Consider the following 16,874-nt stretch of genomic DNA (forward strand, 5'->3'; position numbering starts at 1 on the left):
CTGTCAGTTCCGCCCGAACAGCCGGAACGAGCGGCGGCGTCGGCGGGGCAGGGTCGCGTACACCATGGTCATGTCGGCGAAGACTTCGGCTTCCCGCTCGCGATCGGCGCCGAAATCGGCACGGCCGAGCACGTGTTCGATCGAGCGCGGCGAAATCGAGGGCAGGACGACGGCCAACGAGGGCGGTAACGGATCGCCGCGCTCCTGGTCTTTGTGGTGACCCAAGAGCATGTGGCCGACCTCGTGCAGGATGACGTGATCGGCGTTGCGGCCGGTCGCCGCGGCGTCGTAGACGATGATGTCGTCGTGCTTGCGTGCCACCCACAAGCCGCCTCCGCCGCAGCCCGTGTCGGCCAACATCGCCTTGGGCACCGGGTGCAGGCTGATCGAGCGTCCGCGATGTGCGGCCACCGCGGCCAGATAAGCGGTCAGATTCCACGGGTTCGGGAGGGGCACGGTCCGGGTGGCATCCCCGAAACGGGCTTCCATGCTGGTCATCGGCGCCCACCTTACCTATCGGTCGGCGACTAGTCATCCGCGGAATCCGGGCATTCCGACAACAGGTGATCGGCAGCAAGGCAACGGGACGGTCACTCCGCAGGGACCTGTTGTCCAACGGTTGTGCCCGGCATCGGATGTCGGATTCGCGGTGCGACGAGGTGCGGGCCCTATTCCGCTTGGTCGATCCGGCGCGCGGCCGCCTCGATCATGGCCGCGGAGTCGCGCGGACTCAGCGCCATGGCGCGCAGCTGATCGAAGATCACGCCGAAACGCCGGATCTCGGTGTGGCCCTCGATCAGCTCGTCACCCGCGATGCCCTCGACGTATACCAGCTCGGGATCAGCGGGGTCGGGAAAGTCGAGCAAGGTGAACGAGCCCGCCATGCCGGGGTGCGCACCCGCGTCGAACGGCAGGATCTGCAGGATCACGTTCTTACGCTTGAGTTCTTGCAGCAGTCGCTCGAGCTGCCCGCGCATCACCGCGGGGCCGCCGACGGTACGGCGGATGGCGGACTCGTCCAGGACGACCCAGAGTTCGAGCGGGTCGTCCCTGGTCAGGTTGACGGCGCGATCCATCCTCGCCTTCGCCCTGCTCTCCATGACCGACGCCTCCAACTTCGGCATCGAAGTGTCGATCACGGCGGTGGCGTACTCGTAGGTCTGCAAAAGGCCCGGAACGAAAGAGGTCTGATAGTGGCGGGCGGACAACGCCTCGGACTCGAAGTTGATGTATGCGGCGTAGACCTCCGACACACTGCCCTCGTAGGCGCGTGACATGCCCGGCTTCAGCGCGTCGGACAGCAACTCCAGTGCGTCCCGGCGCTGCTCCTCGCCGATGCGGTAGAGATCGAGCATCGCCATCAGAGTGCGCCGCTGCGGCCGCGCCTGTGCGGTCTCGATCCGATACAGCGTGGTGACGTTGATCCCGGTCTTCGCGCTGACTTCTTCCTTGCTGAGCTGGGCGTTCTCGCGCATCTCGTGCAGCATGGCCGCCAGCCGCCGCAACCGGACGGTCAGTACCGTGCGCTTGCCTGCCATCAGTTCAACCCCTTCGGTGTGCGCACGTGCCGGAACGTGTTGTGACGTTCACCCTCGAGTGCGGCCTGCGCGCAGCGGATCTGTGCCCGATGTGGGCACAGCAACAGAGACTACCTCCTGTGATACACGTCATGGTCAGTGTTTTCGGGTGCCTTTACGGCCGGTGAGCGAAATCGCGGGGTGAAGCGGACCGACTGCTCGATTGCGCGGGCCGGTGGAGACTCGCCGAACTGCGCGGCGTCGCGTTCCGGGCGGCGGGAACGTCACGCGGCGGGAACGCCGTAGCCGGGATGACGCCGGCCGTCGTCCGGTGCGGCTGCCGCGCCCGGGCGGCGTCGCTCGCCCGGCGCGGATTCAGCCTCCGAGGTCGTCGGCAATAGCGCTGTTCGCCGAGTAGCACGCCCATTGCGGATTAATTGCCAAAATATTTATAAATATGCAATCAATGCATAGTGCCAAGGTAGTAGGCGGTTTCTTGTGTATGCCAAGAGTTTGCCACGATTTGGTTTCATCTCGTGTTCCCGTCCGTAGCCGCGGAGCGCCGATGGATAATGACCGCGTGACGAGGATGGACGACCTCGCGCTGAGAAGCGCCTCCGCGATCGAGAGCGTCATCGCGGGCACGCCGCAGAGCGTGGGTAGCTTCCGCTTCTGGTTCGAGGATGAGCGATGGGAATGGTCGGAGGAAGTAGCCGCGATCTACGGCTACGCCCCGGGGAGCGCGCTACCCAGCACGGAGTTGTTGCTGGCGCACAAGCATCCCGACGATCGTGCTTTCGTCGCCGAATCCGTCGCCACCGCCGTGCGAACCGGTGAGCCGTTCTGCGGACGCCACCGCGTCATCGACACCGCCGGGCGCACCCATCACGTCATCGTCGTCGCCGATCGCATGCTCGACGACCGGCAGCTGGTGGTCGGCACCGCGGGCTATGTCATCGACGTGTCCGGCACGCTCGAGGAGAACCGGCAGGAGATCCTCGACGACACGCTGCCCGAACTGGTGGAATCGCGGGCGGTGATCGAGCAGGCCAAAGGCGTGCTCATGGTCGTCTACGGCATCAATGCCGAACAGGCGTTCCGGGTGCTGCAATGGCGCTCTCAGGAAACCAATATCAAGCTGCGGATGCTGGCGCAACAACTGGTGGGCGAGGTCCCCGCGATGGGCGGCGGGCCTGCGGCGCAACGCGCCCGCTTCGACCATCTGCTGCTGACCATGCACGACGTCCCGCCGTCGAAGTGAGTGCCGCACCGGTGACCGATACCCGATAGGCGGTCGCGTGGGCAGGTCGCGCGTCCGGCGATGTCGGTGCCGGATCACCCTGCCGCGTCCTGAACCGGCCGCTTGCCTCCATGCGCCATCGGCGATCGCGCGTCGTGGCGCCGCGCACGGGCCCGAACTCCCCGTTTGCCGTGGTGTCAGCGTCAAACCCCCAGTGCGCCAATGTTGTCGACGCGCGAGTGTGGCGTGATCTTCGTCCTTCGGCCGACCCCACTGCCGATGATTCGGAGACAATCCAGGGGAAGTAACAATAGTGGGAGGGAGTCGTTGTGGTCAGTGAGTACACATCGGCACTCGAGCGGGAAATCCTCGACATGCGTGCGCAACACGAGATGTTGCTGCGGACCGGGCGGCAGTGGTCGTTGCGCGCGATGTTCGGCACACCCGACTGGGACATCGTCGATTACTGCCGCGACTTCCGGCCCAACCGGTTCGGGGAGCAAGCCTGTGCGGAGGTGGAACGTTTCTGCCGCGAACACGGCATCTGGCTCGAACCCGCGGGGCCGCACTACAACAGCATGACGCCCTACCTGCACCCGGGCGCCGTCAGCGCCGAACGGATGACGATCATCGGTCTGTACAACGCGATCCTGTTCTGGCTCAACGACACCGTGGGCCGGGAGAAGTTCGGGCACCTCGGTGACGCCGAACAGCGACAGGCGCGGGTGGCGATCGACCGGCTGTGTGTGCTGCTGCGTACCCGGTCGGCGCCGGAGGACGCCACCCCATTGGAGACCTCGACCTCGGCGTTCCTCACGATGCTGTCCGCACGCGCGGACGCGGACTGGCTCGACCGGTTCGTCGAATCCACCATCGAGCACCTGCGGCCCGCGATTCAGGATCAGAACGCCAGGGCGCGCGGCGGGTTGCTCGGCGTCGCGGAGTACATCGACCTGCGGTCCCAGGTGTCGGGCATGTATCCGGCGATCGCGCTGTGCGAGTTCGGCCGGGACGACTACCTGCCCTGGGAGCGGATCCGGCGGTCCGGACTGGCCGGCGATCTGCTCCGGCTGCGGGTGCTGACCGTCGAGATCGGCGCGCTGATGAACGACGTGTTCTCGTTCGAGAAGGAATGCATCGTCGATCTGGCGGATTTCAACTTGATCCCGGCGGTGCTGCTGAACCACCCCGGGTGGTCGCTGGCCGACGCCGTACAGGCCGCCGCCGAGATCGTGCGCGCGCGCCTGGCCGAGTTCCGGGAACTGTGCGCGGTGGCCACCGCACGATGCGACCGCCTGGCGGACGCGGACTTGGCGGCCACCGTCGCGACCCACCTCTCCGATCTGATCGCCTGCGTCCAGGCGACCTGGGTCTGGCAGGTGACGACGCTGCGGTACAAAGGGGCGTCGATATTCCGGGAGAACGGGTCGCGGTAAACCCTACCCTCACCATTCCTGGGAATGCTCCAGGCGGCAGTACTCGACGGTGTCGAACATGTGTGGATACGATGCGTCGGGGGCTATCTCCGGCCTGAATGGTGAGGGGGTTGCGGTGGAACAGATCGAACTCGCCAGGATGGCGAACTTGTGGTGGCGCGCTCTGCAGGCCGTTGCCGGTGGGTCCGCGTCTGTGCCGGACCCCGAGGGCGTGCTGCTCGGGATGGTCGAGGAGCTGGTTGCCGGCTTGGCCGCCGAGCCCTTCGACGCGAGCGTCGGCAGGCGCGTGGGCGCGGCGCTGGTCTCCGCGGGGCTGGTCGGCCCGGCCGTGCCCAGTACGTCCGCCCACGTGCTGTACGGGCTGGTAGAACAGGTAGCGGCCCCGGAGCCGGGGCGGCGGCTCGCGGCGCTGCTCGCCGAGGTCGGTCAAGGATACGAAGCGCAGCGGCGCACCGAGGAGGAAGCGGCGAGCGCCGCGCACCGATCCGACGACGCGCGGTTCCGGGTGGTGTTCGACAACGCGGCGATCGCGATCGCCCTCGGTGACACCGACGGCACGTTGCTGGACGTCAACCGGGGTTTGGCCGAGATGATCGGGGTCCCGGTGGAGAGCTTGCGCGGGGTGTCGGTCTACGACTTCGCACACCCCAACGACCGCGAGGGTATTCGCACACTGGTGTACGAGAAATTGGTCCCGGCCGGCGCGGGCACGGTGAAACTGGAGCAGCGCATCCGGCGCGCCGACGACAGTTACGGGTGGGCGTCGTTCGCCATCACCTTCGTCAAGGGCGCGGAGGGGCAGGGCGATTACCTGCTCGCGGTCGGCGAGGACGTCACCGAACAGCACCGGATGCGCGAGGAACTGCATCGGCAGGCCCGGCACGATCCGCTCACCGGATTGCCGAACCGGCGGCATCTGATCGAACGGATCGACGCGATGATCGCCGACGCGCGCAACGGAGATCGGGCGGGATTGTGTTTCGTCGACATCGACCGCTTCAAACACATCAACGATCGCTACGGTCACGGTACCGGTGACCAGATATTGACCGCGGTGGCCGGACGCCTACAGGACAGTGTGCGTGGCTCCGGGTGTCTGGTCGCCCGCATCGGCGGGGACGAATTCGTCGCGCTGATCCCGCCCCCCGCCAGCGACCACCGGGTGGCCACTGTGGCCAACAGCCTGCTGGAGGCGCTTGTCGACCCGATCACGGCCGGTGACCGGCGGCTACGCATGTCGATCAGTATCGGCGCGGTGGTCACCCCGGTGACGGGCGCCGACGCCGAATCGCTGCTCGATGCCGCCGACACCGGCCTCTACCGGGCGAAGGCCGATGGTAAGGGCCGGTGGGTGTTGCACATTCTGGACACCGACACCTCACTCGGTCCGCAACCGGTGTAGTGCGCCGCGGGAGCGATCCGGTGCCCGCGGCGTGACTCCGGACACCGAGCAGCTCAGGATTCCCGGCCGGTCAGCAATCGATGCAGGATCGCGGGCGGGATCATCCGTCGTTCCTCGTCCCAGCGGCCTTCGCGCAGGTCGTAGCTCGAGCTGTGCAGCAGCGACATGATCCAGGGGCCCTCGTCGAGCAGTGGCCGGATGAGACCGGCATCGGCGTATCGGACCACGACCGGGGCCAACTCGTCCTTCGCCGCGGCTGTCTTCCCCGATGCCGCGAGGCAGGATGCGAGCAGCAGCGCGGCCTGCGCCGCGGCACGCGGTCGTCGATCGGCGTCGATGGAATCCCGCAGCTGTCCGGCGCGCGCGGCGGCGGCAGCAGCTCGTTTAGCGGCTCCCGAACGCAGCAGCATGCGGATCGCGGAGTCCTCGCGCATCTCCGCGGCCATCGTGGCGATACCGCCTTCGCCGGCCGGTGGTTCGGTGACATAGGTGGCCTGCAGGCCGAGCCGGACCTGCTCGTTGGTCACGCGGGCGGCCAGGCGCGGCAGCTCGAGGGCCCGCGCCACCTCGGCGCCTTCCTCCAGCCGTCGCGCGGCGGCGGCCAGGTCGCCGCGCAGGGCTTTGATCCGCGCGCCGGTGGCGTAGTTGGCCATCAGCAAGTCCACCGGGCCGCCCTCGGTGCCGAGCCTGCCCGCTTCATCGAGCAGGTGCTCGGCGGCGGCGAGTTCGTCGCGTTCGTAGAGCAGCTCGCCGAGCAGAACGCCGGCCAGGCGAGCGGCATACGACCGCGGGCCCGCCGAGGTGGTGGATATCTCGACCGCGGTCCGGAAGCTGTGTTCCGCCGTGGCGATATCGAGCTGCTCCCTGGCCGCGATGCCGACCAGGCAGTGGCTGTACATCAAGGTGAACGTGCTGTGGTTCTTCCGATAGAAGGGACTGGCCCAGTCGTTCCACTCCCGTGCCCGCTCGTAGTCGAACTTGCTGATCGCGGAGAACGCCCCGAGGCTGGCGGCCGCGCACAGCGCCCACGGTGCCAACGTGTCGGCTCGGCCCAGGCATTTGCCGACGACCGCGTCCAGGCCGTCCGGGTGGTCGTCGAAGGCGCGCTGCACGCTCTCGATGAGGTCGGCTTCGAGCGCGACATTCGGATCGGGGGCCGGGTCGTTGTCCAGTGCGGCCCGCACCAGCCGTAACGCGACATGCATTTCGGTGGGCCGCCGCAGCAGCGTGTGCGTCCAGGCGGCACCGATCTGGAGCGCCGGGCGGGCGGCGGCGACGGCGGGCGGGAGTTCGGCGAGCAGTCCCAGGAAGGTGGCGAGCTGTCCGCCCTGCACCAGGGCGCGGGATTTCGCCGCGAGGAGGTCGGCGGCCAGGTCGCTGTTGTCGGCGGCCAGTGCGTGCTCGATGGCCTCGCCGAGCATCCCGTGGTCGCCGAACCACGCGGCCGCCTTGCAATGCAGTTCGGGAACTCGCTCGCGATGGTCGCGGTCGAGTAGCCGGCGCAGGAACTCCGCGAAGAGATGGTGGTAGCGGAACCATTCTCCGCTCTCGTCGACGCGGTGCAGGAACAGGTTGCGGCGTTCGAGATTCTCGAGCAGGGACTGCCCGTCGGGCATCCCGGTCAGCGTCGTGGCGAGGCTGCCGGAGATCCGGTCGGGAAGGGAGGTCGCGAGCAGGACCTCGCGCAGTGCGGGCTCGACGGTGGCGAGCACGTTATCGGCCAGGTACTCCGCGATGCCGTGATGGTGTCCGGACAGGTCGGCGATCAGCGAGGCGGGATCGGGGTGCTCGCGCAGCGACAGCGAGGCCAGCTGTAAGGCCGCCGCCCAGCCCTCGGTGTAGTCGCGCAATTCGGCGCTCTCGGTGTCGGCGAGGGCGACACCGGTCTGCTCGGTGACGAAGTGCCGTGCCTCGTCGGTGTCGAAGCGCAATGCGGCGGTGTCGATGTCGACGATGTGGTGTCGAACACGCAGGGTGTCGAGCGGCAGGCCCTCCAGCGATCGGCAGGTGATGACGATCTGCAGGTGCCGCGGACCCTGGTCGATCAGGTAGAGCAGGGCATCGGCGGCGGCGGGGTCGTCGATCCGGTCCCAATCGTCGATCACCAGCGCGAACCGCTCGCCGCGTTCGTCGATGGCGTTGATCAGCGTGGTGAGCACGTAGCGGGCGGCGGCGACGTCGCCCTCTTCGAGAACCGGGGCCAGGCCGGGCGTCAGCGCGGGGCGCACACGGTTGAACGCCTCGATCAGGTCGGTCAGCAACCAGACCACGTTGTTATCGTCGCGGTCGACGTTCAACCAGGCCACCGCCACTTTCTCGGTGTCGGCCACGCGCTCGGCCCACTGCGCCGCCAGCGTGCTCTTGCCGAACCCCGCCGGCGCATGGATGACGGCGAGGCGGGGCGGCGGTTCGGTCTGCAACGCGTCGATCAGACGCTCGCGCCGGACCAGCGGCCAGGTGGACGTCGCCGGTCGGAACGTGGTCTCGGCTGTCGGCGGCGTCTCGGGGTGCGGGGTGGGAAAACGCGCGGTGGCGGTCAGCGGCCGCGTGCTGAACTCCTCGGGTGCCGGCTGATCGGCGGTGGGCACGGTCATCTGCTCGACCGGCTCATGGTTGGCGCGCGGGATGTTGCGCAACATCTCGCCGAACGCGGCGGCCGAGGGTGGACGATCCGCAGGATCGCGCGCCATGCCGGCCTCGATGGCGGCCGCGACCTCATCGGGGATGCCCGCTGGCCGCAGGTCCGGCAGCGGGTCGGCGGAGATACGCAGGAACTGCGCGACGAGCTGCTCGCCGGAACGGCGCTCGTACGCCGCGTGCCCGGTGATCATGGCGAACAGCGTCGCGCCGAGCCCGTAGACGTCCGAGGCGACCGACGGAACGCCGGAGCGCAGTACCTCCGGTGCGGTGAACCCGGGCGAGCCGGTCACCGTTGCCGTGGTGGTCTCGAAACCGCCTTCGACACGGGCGATCCCGAAATCGGTCAGTTGCGGCTCGCCGTAGTCGGTGAGCAGGACATTCCCCGGTTTGACGTCGCGGTGCAGGATTCCGGCCCGGTGCGCGGTCTCCAACGCGCCCGCCAGCTTGATGGTGATCCCGATCGCCTCGGGTAACGGCAGAAAACCCTCCCGGCGGATACGGCTCTCCAGCGAGCCGTGCGAGTGATACGGCATCACGAGGTAGGGGCGTCCGCTGCGGGTGGTGCCCACTTGCAGGATCGGCACGATGTTCGGGTGCCCGGACAGCGCGCCCATGGCCTGCTGTTCGCGCAGGAATCGTTCGACGTGCTCCGGTTCCGGATCCGGCGGCGCGGTGAGGACTTTGACCGCGACGCTGCGGTTCAATGCCCGCTGCCGACAGCGGAAGACGACACCGAATCCGCCTTTGCCGATCACTTCGGGGTCGTCGAGACCCACGCCCTCCAGTTCCCGCTCGATACCTGGAGGTCGATCGTGCGGTGTGGCGAACGGGTCCGAACCTGCCATGGCCCTGCTCTGTGTCGGATGTCTGTGGTCCTGCGTCTCGATACCCAGTTTATGCCCAGCGAACGCAACGATTTGTTATCAAGTTTGATATATACAGTGAGGTGGGGAGGTGTTACTGGGGTGATCACGGTGGTCGCATCGGCTGCTGTTCCCTGATTCGGCAAACTGTATCGGGCGCGTGCTGGAAGTCGCTGTCCCGCAATATTCGTTGCCGCGGAACGTTCCGATAGCGACGTCATAGCAGGGGTTCCGAGTCGCCGGGACGTATGTCAAAATCCGCGCATGACCATCGACGTCTGGGCGCAACATCCGACCCGGCGATTTCTCGCGCACGACATGTTCGCTTCGTTGCGGCGGTGGACCGGAGCCGTGATCCCGGCCGACGAGATCCCGCTGTCGTTCACGCTCGACGCGATGGACGCCGCGGGCGTCGACCGAGCGCTCATCTCCGCGTGGCACGCGCCGGAAGGTGTCCTCATCTCCAACGACGAGGTCGCGGCCTGGGCGGCCGAGGAGCCGGAGCGCCTGCTTCCTGTCGCGTCCGTGGATCTGCGCAGGCCGATGGATGCGGTGCGGGAATTGCGCCGGCGCGTGGACCAGGGATTCAAGGGGCTGCGGGTGCTCCCGTGGCTATGGGAAGTACCGCCGACCGATCGGCGCTTCTATCCGCTGTTCGCGGCGTGCGTCGAGTTGGGGATCCCGTTCTGCACGCAAGTGGGGCACACGGGACCGCTGCGCCCGTCGGAGACCGGGCGACCCATCCCGTACATCGATCAGGTCGCGCTCGACTTCCCGGAGTTGACGATCGTGTGCGGGCACATCGGCTATCCGTGGACCGAGGAGATGATCGCGGTAGCGCGCAAGCATGCGAACGTCGTCATCGATACCTCGGCGTACACGACGAAACGCCTTCCCGCCGAACTGGTGTCCTATCTGAAGTCCGGCAGCGGTCGCCGCAAGGTGCTGTTCGGCACGAATTATCCGATGATCTTCCCGCAGCACGCGCTCGACGGCCTCGCCGCCCTCGGTCTCGATGACGAGACTCGCGAGCTGTATCTGGGCGGCAATGCCCGACGGGTCTTCGGGCTGGCCTGACCGGCGCGCGCGGCGGCGTGTCGGACGGGTCTTACGCGATGTTCCGCGGCTCGGGCCATAGGATTCCCCGGCGTGCATCGTGGTCGGCGTGGCCGTCCTGCGGACGGTGCCGGCGGCGGGATGGGCCGCGTAGCGACGAGTGGCTGAGAATCGGTGCGACGCTTCGGTATCGCTGTGCGAGCGCGGTGCTTTCGATGAGGGATCTTCGTATCGGGAAGATCGGTAGCACACTGTCGGCAACCGAAAGTCCACCGTGGTGGGCGAATCCGTGCCCATAGCTGGTGACGGGATGGAAAAATGACCGGAAGCCGGGAACGGACGCGGGTGCTCATCGCCGTCGATCGGTGCGGCGAGCACACGACCAGCGAGCCGAAAAAGGTTGCGACCGGTCTGCTCTGGGCGGCCGCGTGCCGTAAGGAGCCCTTGACCGCAAAAATGCGGACGCAATCTTGCGTTCTTGCATCTGTACGTGCATGATCCAGCTAGCCTAGTTGTGACAACCCATCCGATGGCCGGGATAACCGAATCGAGAGCCAATTATGTTGGTACAAAGAGCGTTGGGGTCGGGTCAACTCGGAGTGCAGCGGTGAGCGCGCCCACGGTCGGCGCCATACCGACCGCGCCGCAATTGTTGTGTGCATTCCAGGGACGGCGTTTCCAAGACCGGGAACTGCTGCGGTCGGCACACGCACTCGCCGAGTTACATCAGCGCCGCGCGCAGGTTGTGGACGCCGCGCTTATCGCCGAAATCGACTGTCGTCGCAGCGAACTGGTCGACGACATCAATGAGTGGGTCGCGCAGGAGATTCCGCAACATCGCAACGGGTCCTCGCTGCACACCGAAAGCCTGGGTGCCGTGGTGGACCGGATGGCGCGTAGCTGGGTGGATGCCAATCAGATCATTCACACCGAGGGCGGGCGCAGCGACAATACCCATAAACATTGGTATCAGCTGGCCGAACTCGTCGACGGGTACACGGACCTGGTAACCGAAGTCGCCGGTGGTCGCCGCCGTTTGCCCGAACAATGAGTTCGCCGCGAAGGTGGTCTCGTCCGCGATAGTGACACTGCCCCGCAGCGTCACTCGTCCGAATGGCGACGTCCCGGTGCGAGTCCCGCGATCACGAAAGTTTCCGGATCGAGGCGGGCGTATATTTCCGCACTCGACGTCATTCGTGCGCGGATCGAGATCCGGGCGACAACCCGACCTGCGTCAGGAAGGCGGTACGCACTCGCGAGGAGGTTCGTGATCGGCACGTGCACGGCAGCCGATGCCGACACGACGCTGGAGATGAGCGCGGCACGCAGAGCCGCTATGAGTGCCTGGCGTCCACGCCGAGTGGCGCGCGTCCGCCTCGCTAGGAGCCATTCTCTTCGAACCTCCGACTCGGCCGTGCGGTCTTTCCTCGACCGGTCGAAACGGATTTCGGGCGACGACGCCGTTTCGATTTGTCGCGGTGCGGTCAGGAGTTGATTCAGCGGCAATACGCACGCCCACCCGAAGAGGGCCTCCGGTCGACCGATCGGCTTATGCGCACCATGAATGCGAGTGGCCGAATTGCTCGACTGTGTCGCCTACGCCCACCCTGCGCTGTCAACCCGGTTCATCTGTGCGGCTCGTCCCCACCAGGGGAACCGGACCGTGGTCCGACGCAGTTCCCGCTGGCCCTCGGCATCGGCGCGATCGGCCGATTACGCTGTTCGCTATGTCTGTCCGCGCCCGCAAGCCCCTCGTCCCCGGAACGCTGTCGCCCACCCGCGAAGTCCCCCGCACCATCGAGCGGCCGGAATACGCGTGGAAGAAGACCGCCGACGAGGGGCGCGAGCCGTGGGTGCAGACCGCCGAGACGATCGAGAAGATGCGCATCGCGGGCAAGATCGCCGCGCAGGCGCTCGCGGAGGCGGGCAAGGCGGTCACGCCCGGCGTCACCACCGACGAGCTGGACCGCATCGCGCACGAGTACATGTGCGACCACGGGGCCTACCCGTCGACCCTCGGTTACAAGGGTTTCCCGAAGTCGTGCTGCACCTCGCTGAACGAGGTCATCTGCCACGGCATCCCGGACTCCACCGTGATCGAGGACGGTGACATCGTCAACATCGACGTCACCGCCTACATCGACGGCGTACACGGCGACACCAACAAGACCTTCCTCGCCGGTGACGTCGACGAGGAGGTGCGCCTGCTGGTCGAGCGGACCGAGGAGGCCACCATGCGGGCGATCAAAGCGGTGCGGCCGGGCCGGGCGCTGAATGTGATCGGCCGGGTCATCGAGTCCTACGCCAACCGTTTCGGCTACGGCGTCGTCCGCGACTTCACCGGCCACGGCGTCGGCCCGACCTTCCACAGCGGATTGGTCGTGCTGCACTACGACCAGCCGGCGGTGGAGACCATCATCGAACCGGGCATGACGTTCACCATCGAGCCGATGATCAACCTCGGCGGCATCGACTACGAGATCTGGGAGGACGGCTGGACCGTGGTGACCAAGGATCGCAAGTGGACCGCGCAGTTCGAGCACACTTTGGTCGTCACCGAATCCGGGGCCGAGATCCTGACCCTCCCGTGACCGGCGGATCGGCTGTGCGCCGGAAGACCGGCGTGAGATGAAGGGCGCACTGCTGGTCGCGGGGACGACCTCGGACGCGGGGAAGAGCGTCGTCGTGGCCGGTATCTGCCGGATGCTGGCGCGGCGTGGCGTGCGGGTCGCGCCGTTCAAGGCGCAGAACATGTCCAACAATTCCGTGGTCACGCTCGACGGCGGGGAGATCGGGCGGGCGCAGGCGTTGCAGGCCCAGGCGTGCGGGCTGGAGCCGAGCGTGCGGTTCAATCCCGTCCTGCTCAAGCCCGGCAGCGACCGCCGTTCCCAGTTGGTGGTGCGGGGCAAGGCGGTCGGCACGGTCGGCGCGGAGGACTACTTCCGGCATCGGCAGGATCTGCGTGCCGTGGTGACCGCGGAACTCGCCGCGCTGCGCGCCGAATTCGACGTGGTCGTCTGCGAGGGCGCCGGATCGCCCGCCGAGATCAACCTGCGCGCGACGGATCTGGCGAACATGGGTCTCGCGCGCGCCGCGGCGCTCCCGGTGCTGCTGGTCGGGGACATCGATCGCGGTGGCGTGCTCGCCCACCTGTTCGGCACCGTCGCCATTCTCGAACCCGAAGACCAGCAATTGATCTCGGGTTTCATCGTCAACAAGTTCCGCGGCGCGGTGGAGCTGCTGCGGCCCGGACTGGAGCGTCTCACCGAACTCACCGGCCGCCCCACCCTCGGCGTGCTGCCGTATGCCGAGGAGCTTTGGATCGATGCGGAGGACTCGCTGGGCACCCTCGCCGACGCGCCGGTCGGCCGCCCCCGCCCGCCGAGGGGCGACGAATGGCTGACCGTCGCCGCGATCCGGCTGCCGCGCATCTCCAACTCGACCGATGTCGAGGCGCTGGCTTGTGAACCCGGCGTGGCGGTGCGCTGGGTGACCGAGGCGTCCCGGCTGGCGGACGCCGATCTGGTGGTGCTGCCCGGCAGTAAGGCGACGGTGTCGGATCTGCGGTGGCTGCGGAGTACCGGCATCGCCGACGCGCTGGTGGCGCGCGCCGCCGCGGGCGGCCCGATCCTGGGTGTGTGCGGCGGTTATCAGATGCTGGGCACCCACATTCTCGACCGCGTCGAGTCCGGCGCCGGTGCGGTGGACGGGCTCGGGCTACTCGACCTGACCGTTGATTTCGCCGAGTCGAAGGTGCTGCGCCGAAGCGCGGGACACGCCGGGGGAGTGGCCGTGCGCGGCTACGAGATCCATCACGGCCGTGTCACGCACGGCGGCGACCCGGCATGGCTCACCGTCGACGGCGGGCCGGAGGGCAGCGTCCGCGGCGCGGTGTGGGGCACCCACCTGCACGGTTTGCTGGAGTCCGACGAATTCCGCCGCGAGTGGCTCCGCGCGGTCGCCGCTGCGGCCGGACGGTCGGGGTTCGTTGTGGCCGAGGATGTTTCGGTGGCGACGGTGCGTGCCGCGCAACTGGATCTGCTGGCCGATCTGATCGAAGACCACCTCGACCTCGCCGCGCTCGAGCGCCTGCTCGACGACGGTGCGCCCGCCGGTCTGCCGATCCTGGCCACCGACGTGGTGCTCGCGAGCGACCGTATCGGTTGACGGGGGCCACCTCGCGCCTTACCTTGCAGTAAGGAATTCGGCTCCAGGTAAGGCTGGGCCGACCGAGTGTGGTCGGGTGAGGACGATGGCGGCGGAGAAGAGACCCAACAGCCGAGGGGGCAATGTGGTGTCGGCGACGGTGACCAGTAAGGGACAGATCACCATCCCGATCGATGTGCGTGTGGCGATGGGATTGCGCGCCGGAGTGCGGGTCGCCTTCGTCCCCACTCCCAACGGCACCTACGAACTGGTGCCCGAAACGCGCACGATCAAGTCGCTGAAGGGCATCGTCGGCTGGTCCGGCTCGCCGATCGGTCTCCCCGAGATGAACGAGGCCATCGCGGGCAACGTGGTGGAAGGCAAAGCGCGATGATCGGCCTGGACGCGAACGTGCTGATCCGCTACCTCACCCAGGACGACCCGGAGCAGTCCGCCCGAGCCAACCAGGTGATCGACGGGCTCAGCGAGAGCAAACCCGGCTACGTCACGATGATCGTGCTCGCCGAGATCCACTGGGTGTTGCGCCGCGGCTACCAACAGGACCCCGAAGCGGTCACCGACGTGCTGCTCGGACTGCTCGACTCCAGCGAGATCGTGGTCGAACGCGCCGACACCGTGCGCCAGGCGCTGCGCCGGGCCGCCGACGGCGCGGACTTCGCCGACGCGCTGATCCAGCAGCTCGGCCAGGAGGCCGGGTGTGAGCTGACGGTCACCTTCGATCACAACGCAGGTGAGCGCGCCGGCATGCGCCTGCTCGCCTGATTCCGCAACCCCCGACCCGCCGCCACGGGCGCGGCGAGCCGTGTACCGTGAATCGGCATGGAATCTCGGCAGATCACGGTGGGTGACCGCGCGTGTACCGTGCGGATCGACGGGCCGGAATCCCGGCACAGTGTGCTGCTGCTACCCGACGCGGGCGAGCCTGTGGACGTCTTCGACCAGGTGTGCGCCCGCTTGCACAACTCGGATCTGCGCACCTTCGCGGTGGAGTCGATCGAGGGCCTCGACCCGGCCGGTGTGACCACGATCCTCGACGAACTGGGGCTGCCGTGGGTGAACCTGGCCGGGTGCGGCGCGGGCGCCGTGCTGGCCTGGCAGGCATGCGCACGCGGTTTCGGCCGCTTCCAGAGCCTGGTCGTGGCCGATCGCGGCCATCCGGCGACGCCCGGCGCCGACGGAGCGGTCGCGGACGCGGCCACCGGCCCGGTCGAGGTCCCGACCACACTGCTGGTGACGAAGACTCTGCCGCGCTCGGTGGCCGATGCCTCGGGCCGGTTCGTCTACGGCGAATTCCGGGTCGTCGAGGTCGATGTCACCGACGTGGCCACCGAAGCCGACCACGAGCTGGCCACCGAGATCGTGTTACGTACCAGCCTCTGGTGACTTCGCGGCCTGGTAGCCCGCGAGCCAGTCGAGCCAGCTGTCGAGCTCGCGGAACGCCTCGGCCAGCGGTTGCGGACCGGACAGGAACACGTCGTGCTTGGCGCCGTCGATCGGCACCATGTTGGTGCGGTCGCCCAGGCAGCCCGACCAGCGCTGGATCTGCCTGACGTCGAGCACCGCGTCGGCCACGTCCACGGCGGGGCCGTACTGCCTGGCGAATGTGGTCATCCGGGAACGCAGGATCAGGGAGGGCACCCCGATGTCGAGGCCCTGGTGCAGCCGGGCGTGGCCGTTGCGGATGGCGCGCAGCCAGCCGAGCCGGACCGGAAAGCCGTGCAGCGGTTTCCAGTCCAGGTTGTAATCCCACGCGCCCGACACCGAGTGGTGCAGGCTGTCGCCGTAGGTGCTGACCTTGCCGCCGGGCAGCTGGACCATTTTCCGGAACCGTCCGACCGCCTTGATGATCGGCGTTCCGATGCTCCGGTAGTAGGCGGGACCCTGCAGGTCGAACCACGGGCTGTTGAGCACGACGCCGGTGATGCCCGCGGCGGCCGTTCCCCGGTCGCGGTTGAGCCGATCCAGCCACAGCGACACGACCAGGCCACCGGTGGAATGGGCGTTGAGCACGACGGGAGCGCCGGTCTCGGCCCGGATGATCCGCAGCGCCTCCTCCAGCTCCCGGTCGTAGAAAGCGAGATCCGTCACATAGTGCGGAGTCTGTCCCCCGCGCAGCGATCGTCCGCATTTGCGCAGGTCGAGCGCATAGAACTGGAATCCGCGCGCGGCGAAGTGCTCGGCGAGATGTTCCTGGAAGAAGTAGTCGGTGAAGCCGTGGACGTAGAGCACCGCACCCGCGGTCTGCTCGACGGCGCCGGAGGGCCCGTAGCGCACCAGCGTGGCGACCACCTCGCCCTCGCCGTCGGGATCGGGACCGAGGGGCAGCGTGCGCTGCTGATAGTGCGGACCCAGGACGTCGGGGCGCCAGCCTTCGCCATCCGGAGAGGTGCCGACCGGCTCGGCAAGCGACTGTTCGTTCGTCACGCGACCAATCTATTGGACCGCGTCGAACGCGGACAGGCCGCGGCCGTCGCCCCGCCGACGAAGTGACGATCATCTCTGTCGCATTCCGCACATTCAGCAGGTGCGCTGCGGGCCGGCGGCGTGGTGAGG

Annotated in this window: 14 protein-coding genes; 10 read left to right on the top strand and 4 right to left on the bottom strand. The window is 67.7% G+C overall.

Annotation, left to right across the window (positions count from 1 at the left end; translation table 11 throughout):
- Positions 1–3: 3 nt before the first annotated feature.
- Positions 4–498: a hypothetical protein gene (locus tag ACT89H_RS02175; RefSeq protein WP_445106760.1), complete on the bottom strand. Its 495-nt coding sequence runs from the start codon at positions 496–498 to the stop codon at positions 4–6.
- 170 nt (positions 499–668) lie between these two features.
- Positions 669–1,538 (bottom strand): helix-turn-helix domain-containing protein, encoded by an 870-nt coding sequence (locus tag ACT89H_RS02180; RefSeq protein WP_445106761.1) that lies wholly within the window; start codon positions 1,536–1,538, stop codon positions 669–671.
- A gap of 568 nt (positions 1,539–2,106) precedes the next feature.
- Here ACT89H_RS02180 and ACT89H_RS02185 point away from each other — a divergent pair.
- The 3 genes from ACT89H_RS02185 (at position 2,107) to ACT89H_RS02195 (ending at position 5,595) form a co-directional block, all read left to right on the top strand.
- Entirely contained in the window at positions 2,107–2,778 is a 672-nt protein-coding gene (locus tag ACT89H_RS02185; RefSeq protein ID WP_445107332.1) for a PAS and ANTAR domain-containing protein, read from the top strand.
- A gap of 308 nt (positions 2,779–3,086) precedes the next feature.
- A complete protein-coding gene (locus tag ACT89H_RS02190) occupies positions 3,087–4,193 on the top strand; it encodes a terpene synthase family protein (protein ID WP_445106762.1) in 1,107 nt (368 codons plus the stop codon).
- A 115-nt stretch (positions 4,194–4,308) separates the two neighbouring features.
- On the top strand, positions 4,309–5,595 hold the full coding sequence (locus ACT89H_RS02195; protein ID WP_445106763.1) for a diguanylate cyclase domain-containing protein: 1,287 nt from the start codon (positions 4,309–4,311) through the stop codon (positions 5,593–5,595).
- Positions 5,596–5,648: 53 nt separating this feature from the next.
- Here the strand turns inward: ACT89H_RS02195 and ACT89H_RS02200 are convergent, their stop codons facing one another.
- Entirely contained in the window at positions 5,649–9,080 is a 3,432-nt protein-coding gene (locus ACT89H_RS02200; protein WP_445106764.1) for a protein kinase domain-containing protein, read from the bottom strand.
- A gap of 282 nt (positions 9,081–9,362) precedes the next feature.
- Between ACT89H_RS02200 and ACT89H_RS02205 the strand changes: the two genes are divergently transcribed.
- The 7 genes from ACT89H_RS02205 to ACT89H_RS02235 all read left to right on the top strand — a co-directional run bounded on the left by ACT89H_RS02205 (position 9,363) and on the right by ACT89H_RS02235 (position 15,704).
- Positions 9,363–10,175 (top strand): amidohydrolase family protein, encoded by an 813-nt coding sequence (locus ACT89H_RS02205; protein WP_445106765.1) that lies wholly within the window; start codon positions 9,363–9,365, stop codon positions 10,173–10,175.
- 508 nt (positions 10,176–10,683) lie between these two features.
- Positions 10,684–11,205, top strand: a complete 522-nt coding sequence (locus ACT89H_RS02210) for a DUF4254 domain-containing protein (protein WP_445106766.1) — start codon at positions 10,684–10,686, stop codon at positions 11,203–11,205.
- Between the two features lie 676 nt (positions 11,206–11,881).
- Positions 11,882–12,745: a type I methionyl aminopeptidase gene (map, locus tag ACT89H_RS02215; RefSeq protein ID WP_445106767.1), complete on the top strand. Its 864-nt coding sequence runs from the start codon at positions 11,882–11,884 to the stop codon at positions 12,743–12,745.
- Between the two features lie 37 nt (positions 12,746–12,782).
- Positions 12,783–14,321 carry a cobyric acid synthase gene (locus ACT89H_RS02220; RefSeq protein ID WP_445106768.1) on the top strand — a complete coding sequence of 513 codons (1,539 nt, stop codon included), beginning with the start codon at positions 12,783–12,785 and terminating at the stop codon, positions 14,319–14,321.
- A gap of 85 nt (positions 14,322–14,406) precedes the next feature.
- Positions 14,407–14,694: an AbrB/MazE/SpoVT family DNA-binding domain-containing protein gene (locus tag ACT89H_RS02225; RefSeq protein WP_445106769.1), complete on the top strand. Its 288-nt coding sequence runs from the start codon at positions 14,407–14,409 to the stop codon at positions 14,692–14,694.
- Positions 14,691–15,083, top strand: a complete 393-nt coding sequence (locus tag ACT89H_RS02230; RefSeq protein WP_445106770.1) for a type II toxin-antitoxin system VapC family toxin — start codon at positions 14,691–14,693, stop codon at positions 15,081–15,083. Before ACT89H_RS02225 ends, ACT89H_RS02230 begins: the two co-directional genes overlap by 4 nt.
- Before the next feature lie 57 nt (positions 15,084–15,140).
- Positions 15,141–15,704, top strand: a complete 564-nt coding sequence (locus ACT89H_RS02235) for an alpha/beta hydrolase (RefSeq protein WP_445106771.1) — start codon at positions 15,141–15,143, stop codon at positions 15,702–15,704.
- Here the strand turns inward: ACT89H_RS02235 and ACT89H_RS02240 are convergent.
- Positions 15,684–16,745 (bottom strand): alpha/beta hydrolase, encoded by a 1,062-nt coding sequence (locus ACT89H_RS02240; protein WP_445106772.1) that lies wholly within the window; start codon positions 16,743–16,745, stop codon positions 15,684–15,686. The two genes, ACT89H_RS02235 and ACT89H_RS02240, sit on opposite strands and share 21 nt — an antisense overlap.
- Positions 16,746–16,874 lie beyond the last annotated feature (129 nt).

This window comes from Nocardia aegles (assembly GCF_052545135.1).

What these genes read in the sequence shown, in the direction of transcription:
- ACT89H_RS02175 (WP_445106760.1), bottom strand. Translation starts at nt 498, where the DNA reads ATGACCAGCATGGAAGCCCGTTTCGGGGATGCCACCCGGACCGTGCCC.
- ACT89H_RS02180 (WP_445106761.1), bottom strand. Translation starts at nt 1,538, where the DNA reads ATGGCAGGCAAGCGCACGGTACTGACCGTCCGGTTGCGGCGGCTGGCG.
- ACT89H_RS02185 (WP_445107332.1), top strand. Translation starts at nt 2,107, where the DNA reads ATGGACGACCTCGCGCTGAGAAGCGCCTCCGCGATCGAGAGCGTCATC.
- ACT89H_RS02200 (WP_445106764.1), bottom strand. Translation starts at nt 9,080, where the DNA reads ATGGCAGGTTCGGACCCGTTCGCCACACCGCACGATCGACCTCCAGGT.
- ACT89H_RS02205 (WP_445106765.1), top strand. Translation starts at nt 9,363, where the DNA reads ATGACCATCGACGTCTGGGCGCAACATCCGACCCGGCGATTTCTCGCG.
- ACT89H_RS02210 (WP_445106766.1), top strand. Translation starts at nt 10,684, where the DNA reads ATGGCCGGGATAACCGAATCGAGAGCCAATTATGTTGGTACAAAGAGC.
- map (WP_445106767.1), top strand. Translation starts at nt 11,882, where the DNA reads ATGTCTGTCCGCGCCCGCAAGCCCCTCGTCCCCGGAACGCTGTCGCCC.
- ACT89H_RS02220 (WP_445106768.1), top strand. Translation starts at nt 12,783, where the DNA reads ATGAAGGGCGCACTGCTGGTCGCGGGGACGACCTCGGACGCGGGGAAG.
- ACT89H_RS02225 (WP_445106769.1), top strand. Translation starts at nt 14,407, where the DNA reads ATGGCGGCGGAGAAGAGACCCAACAGCCGAGGGGGCAATGTGGTGTCG.
- ACT89H_RS02230 (WP_445106770.1), top strand. Translation starts at nt 14,691, where the DNA reads ATGATCGGCCTGGACGCGAACGTGCTGATCCGCTACCTCACCCAGGAC.
- ACT89H_RS02235 (WP_445106771.1), top strand. Translation starts at nt 15,141, where the DNA reads ATGGAATCTCGGCAGATCACGGTGGGTGACCGCGCGTGTACCGTGCGG.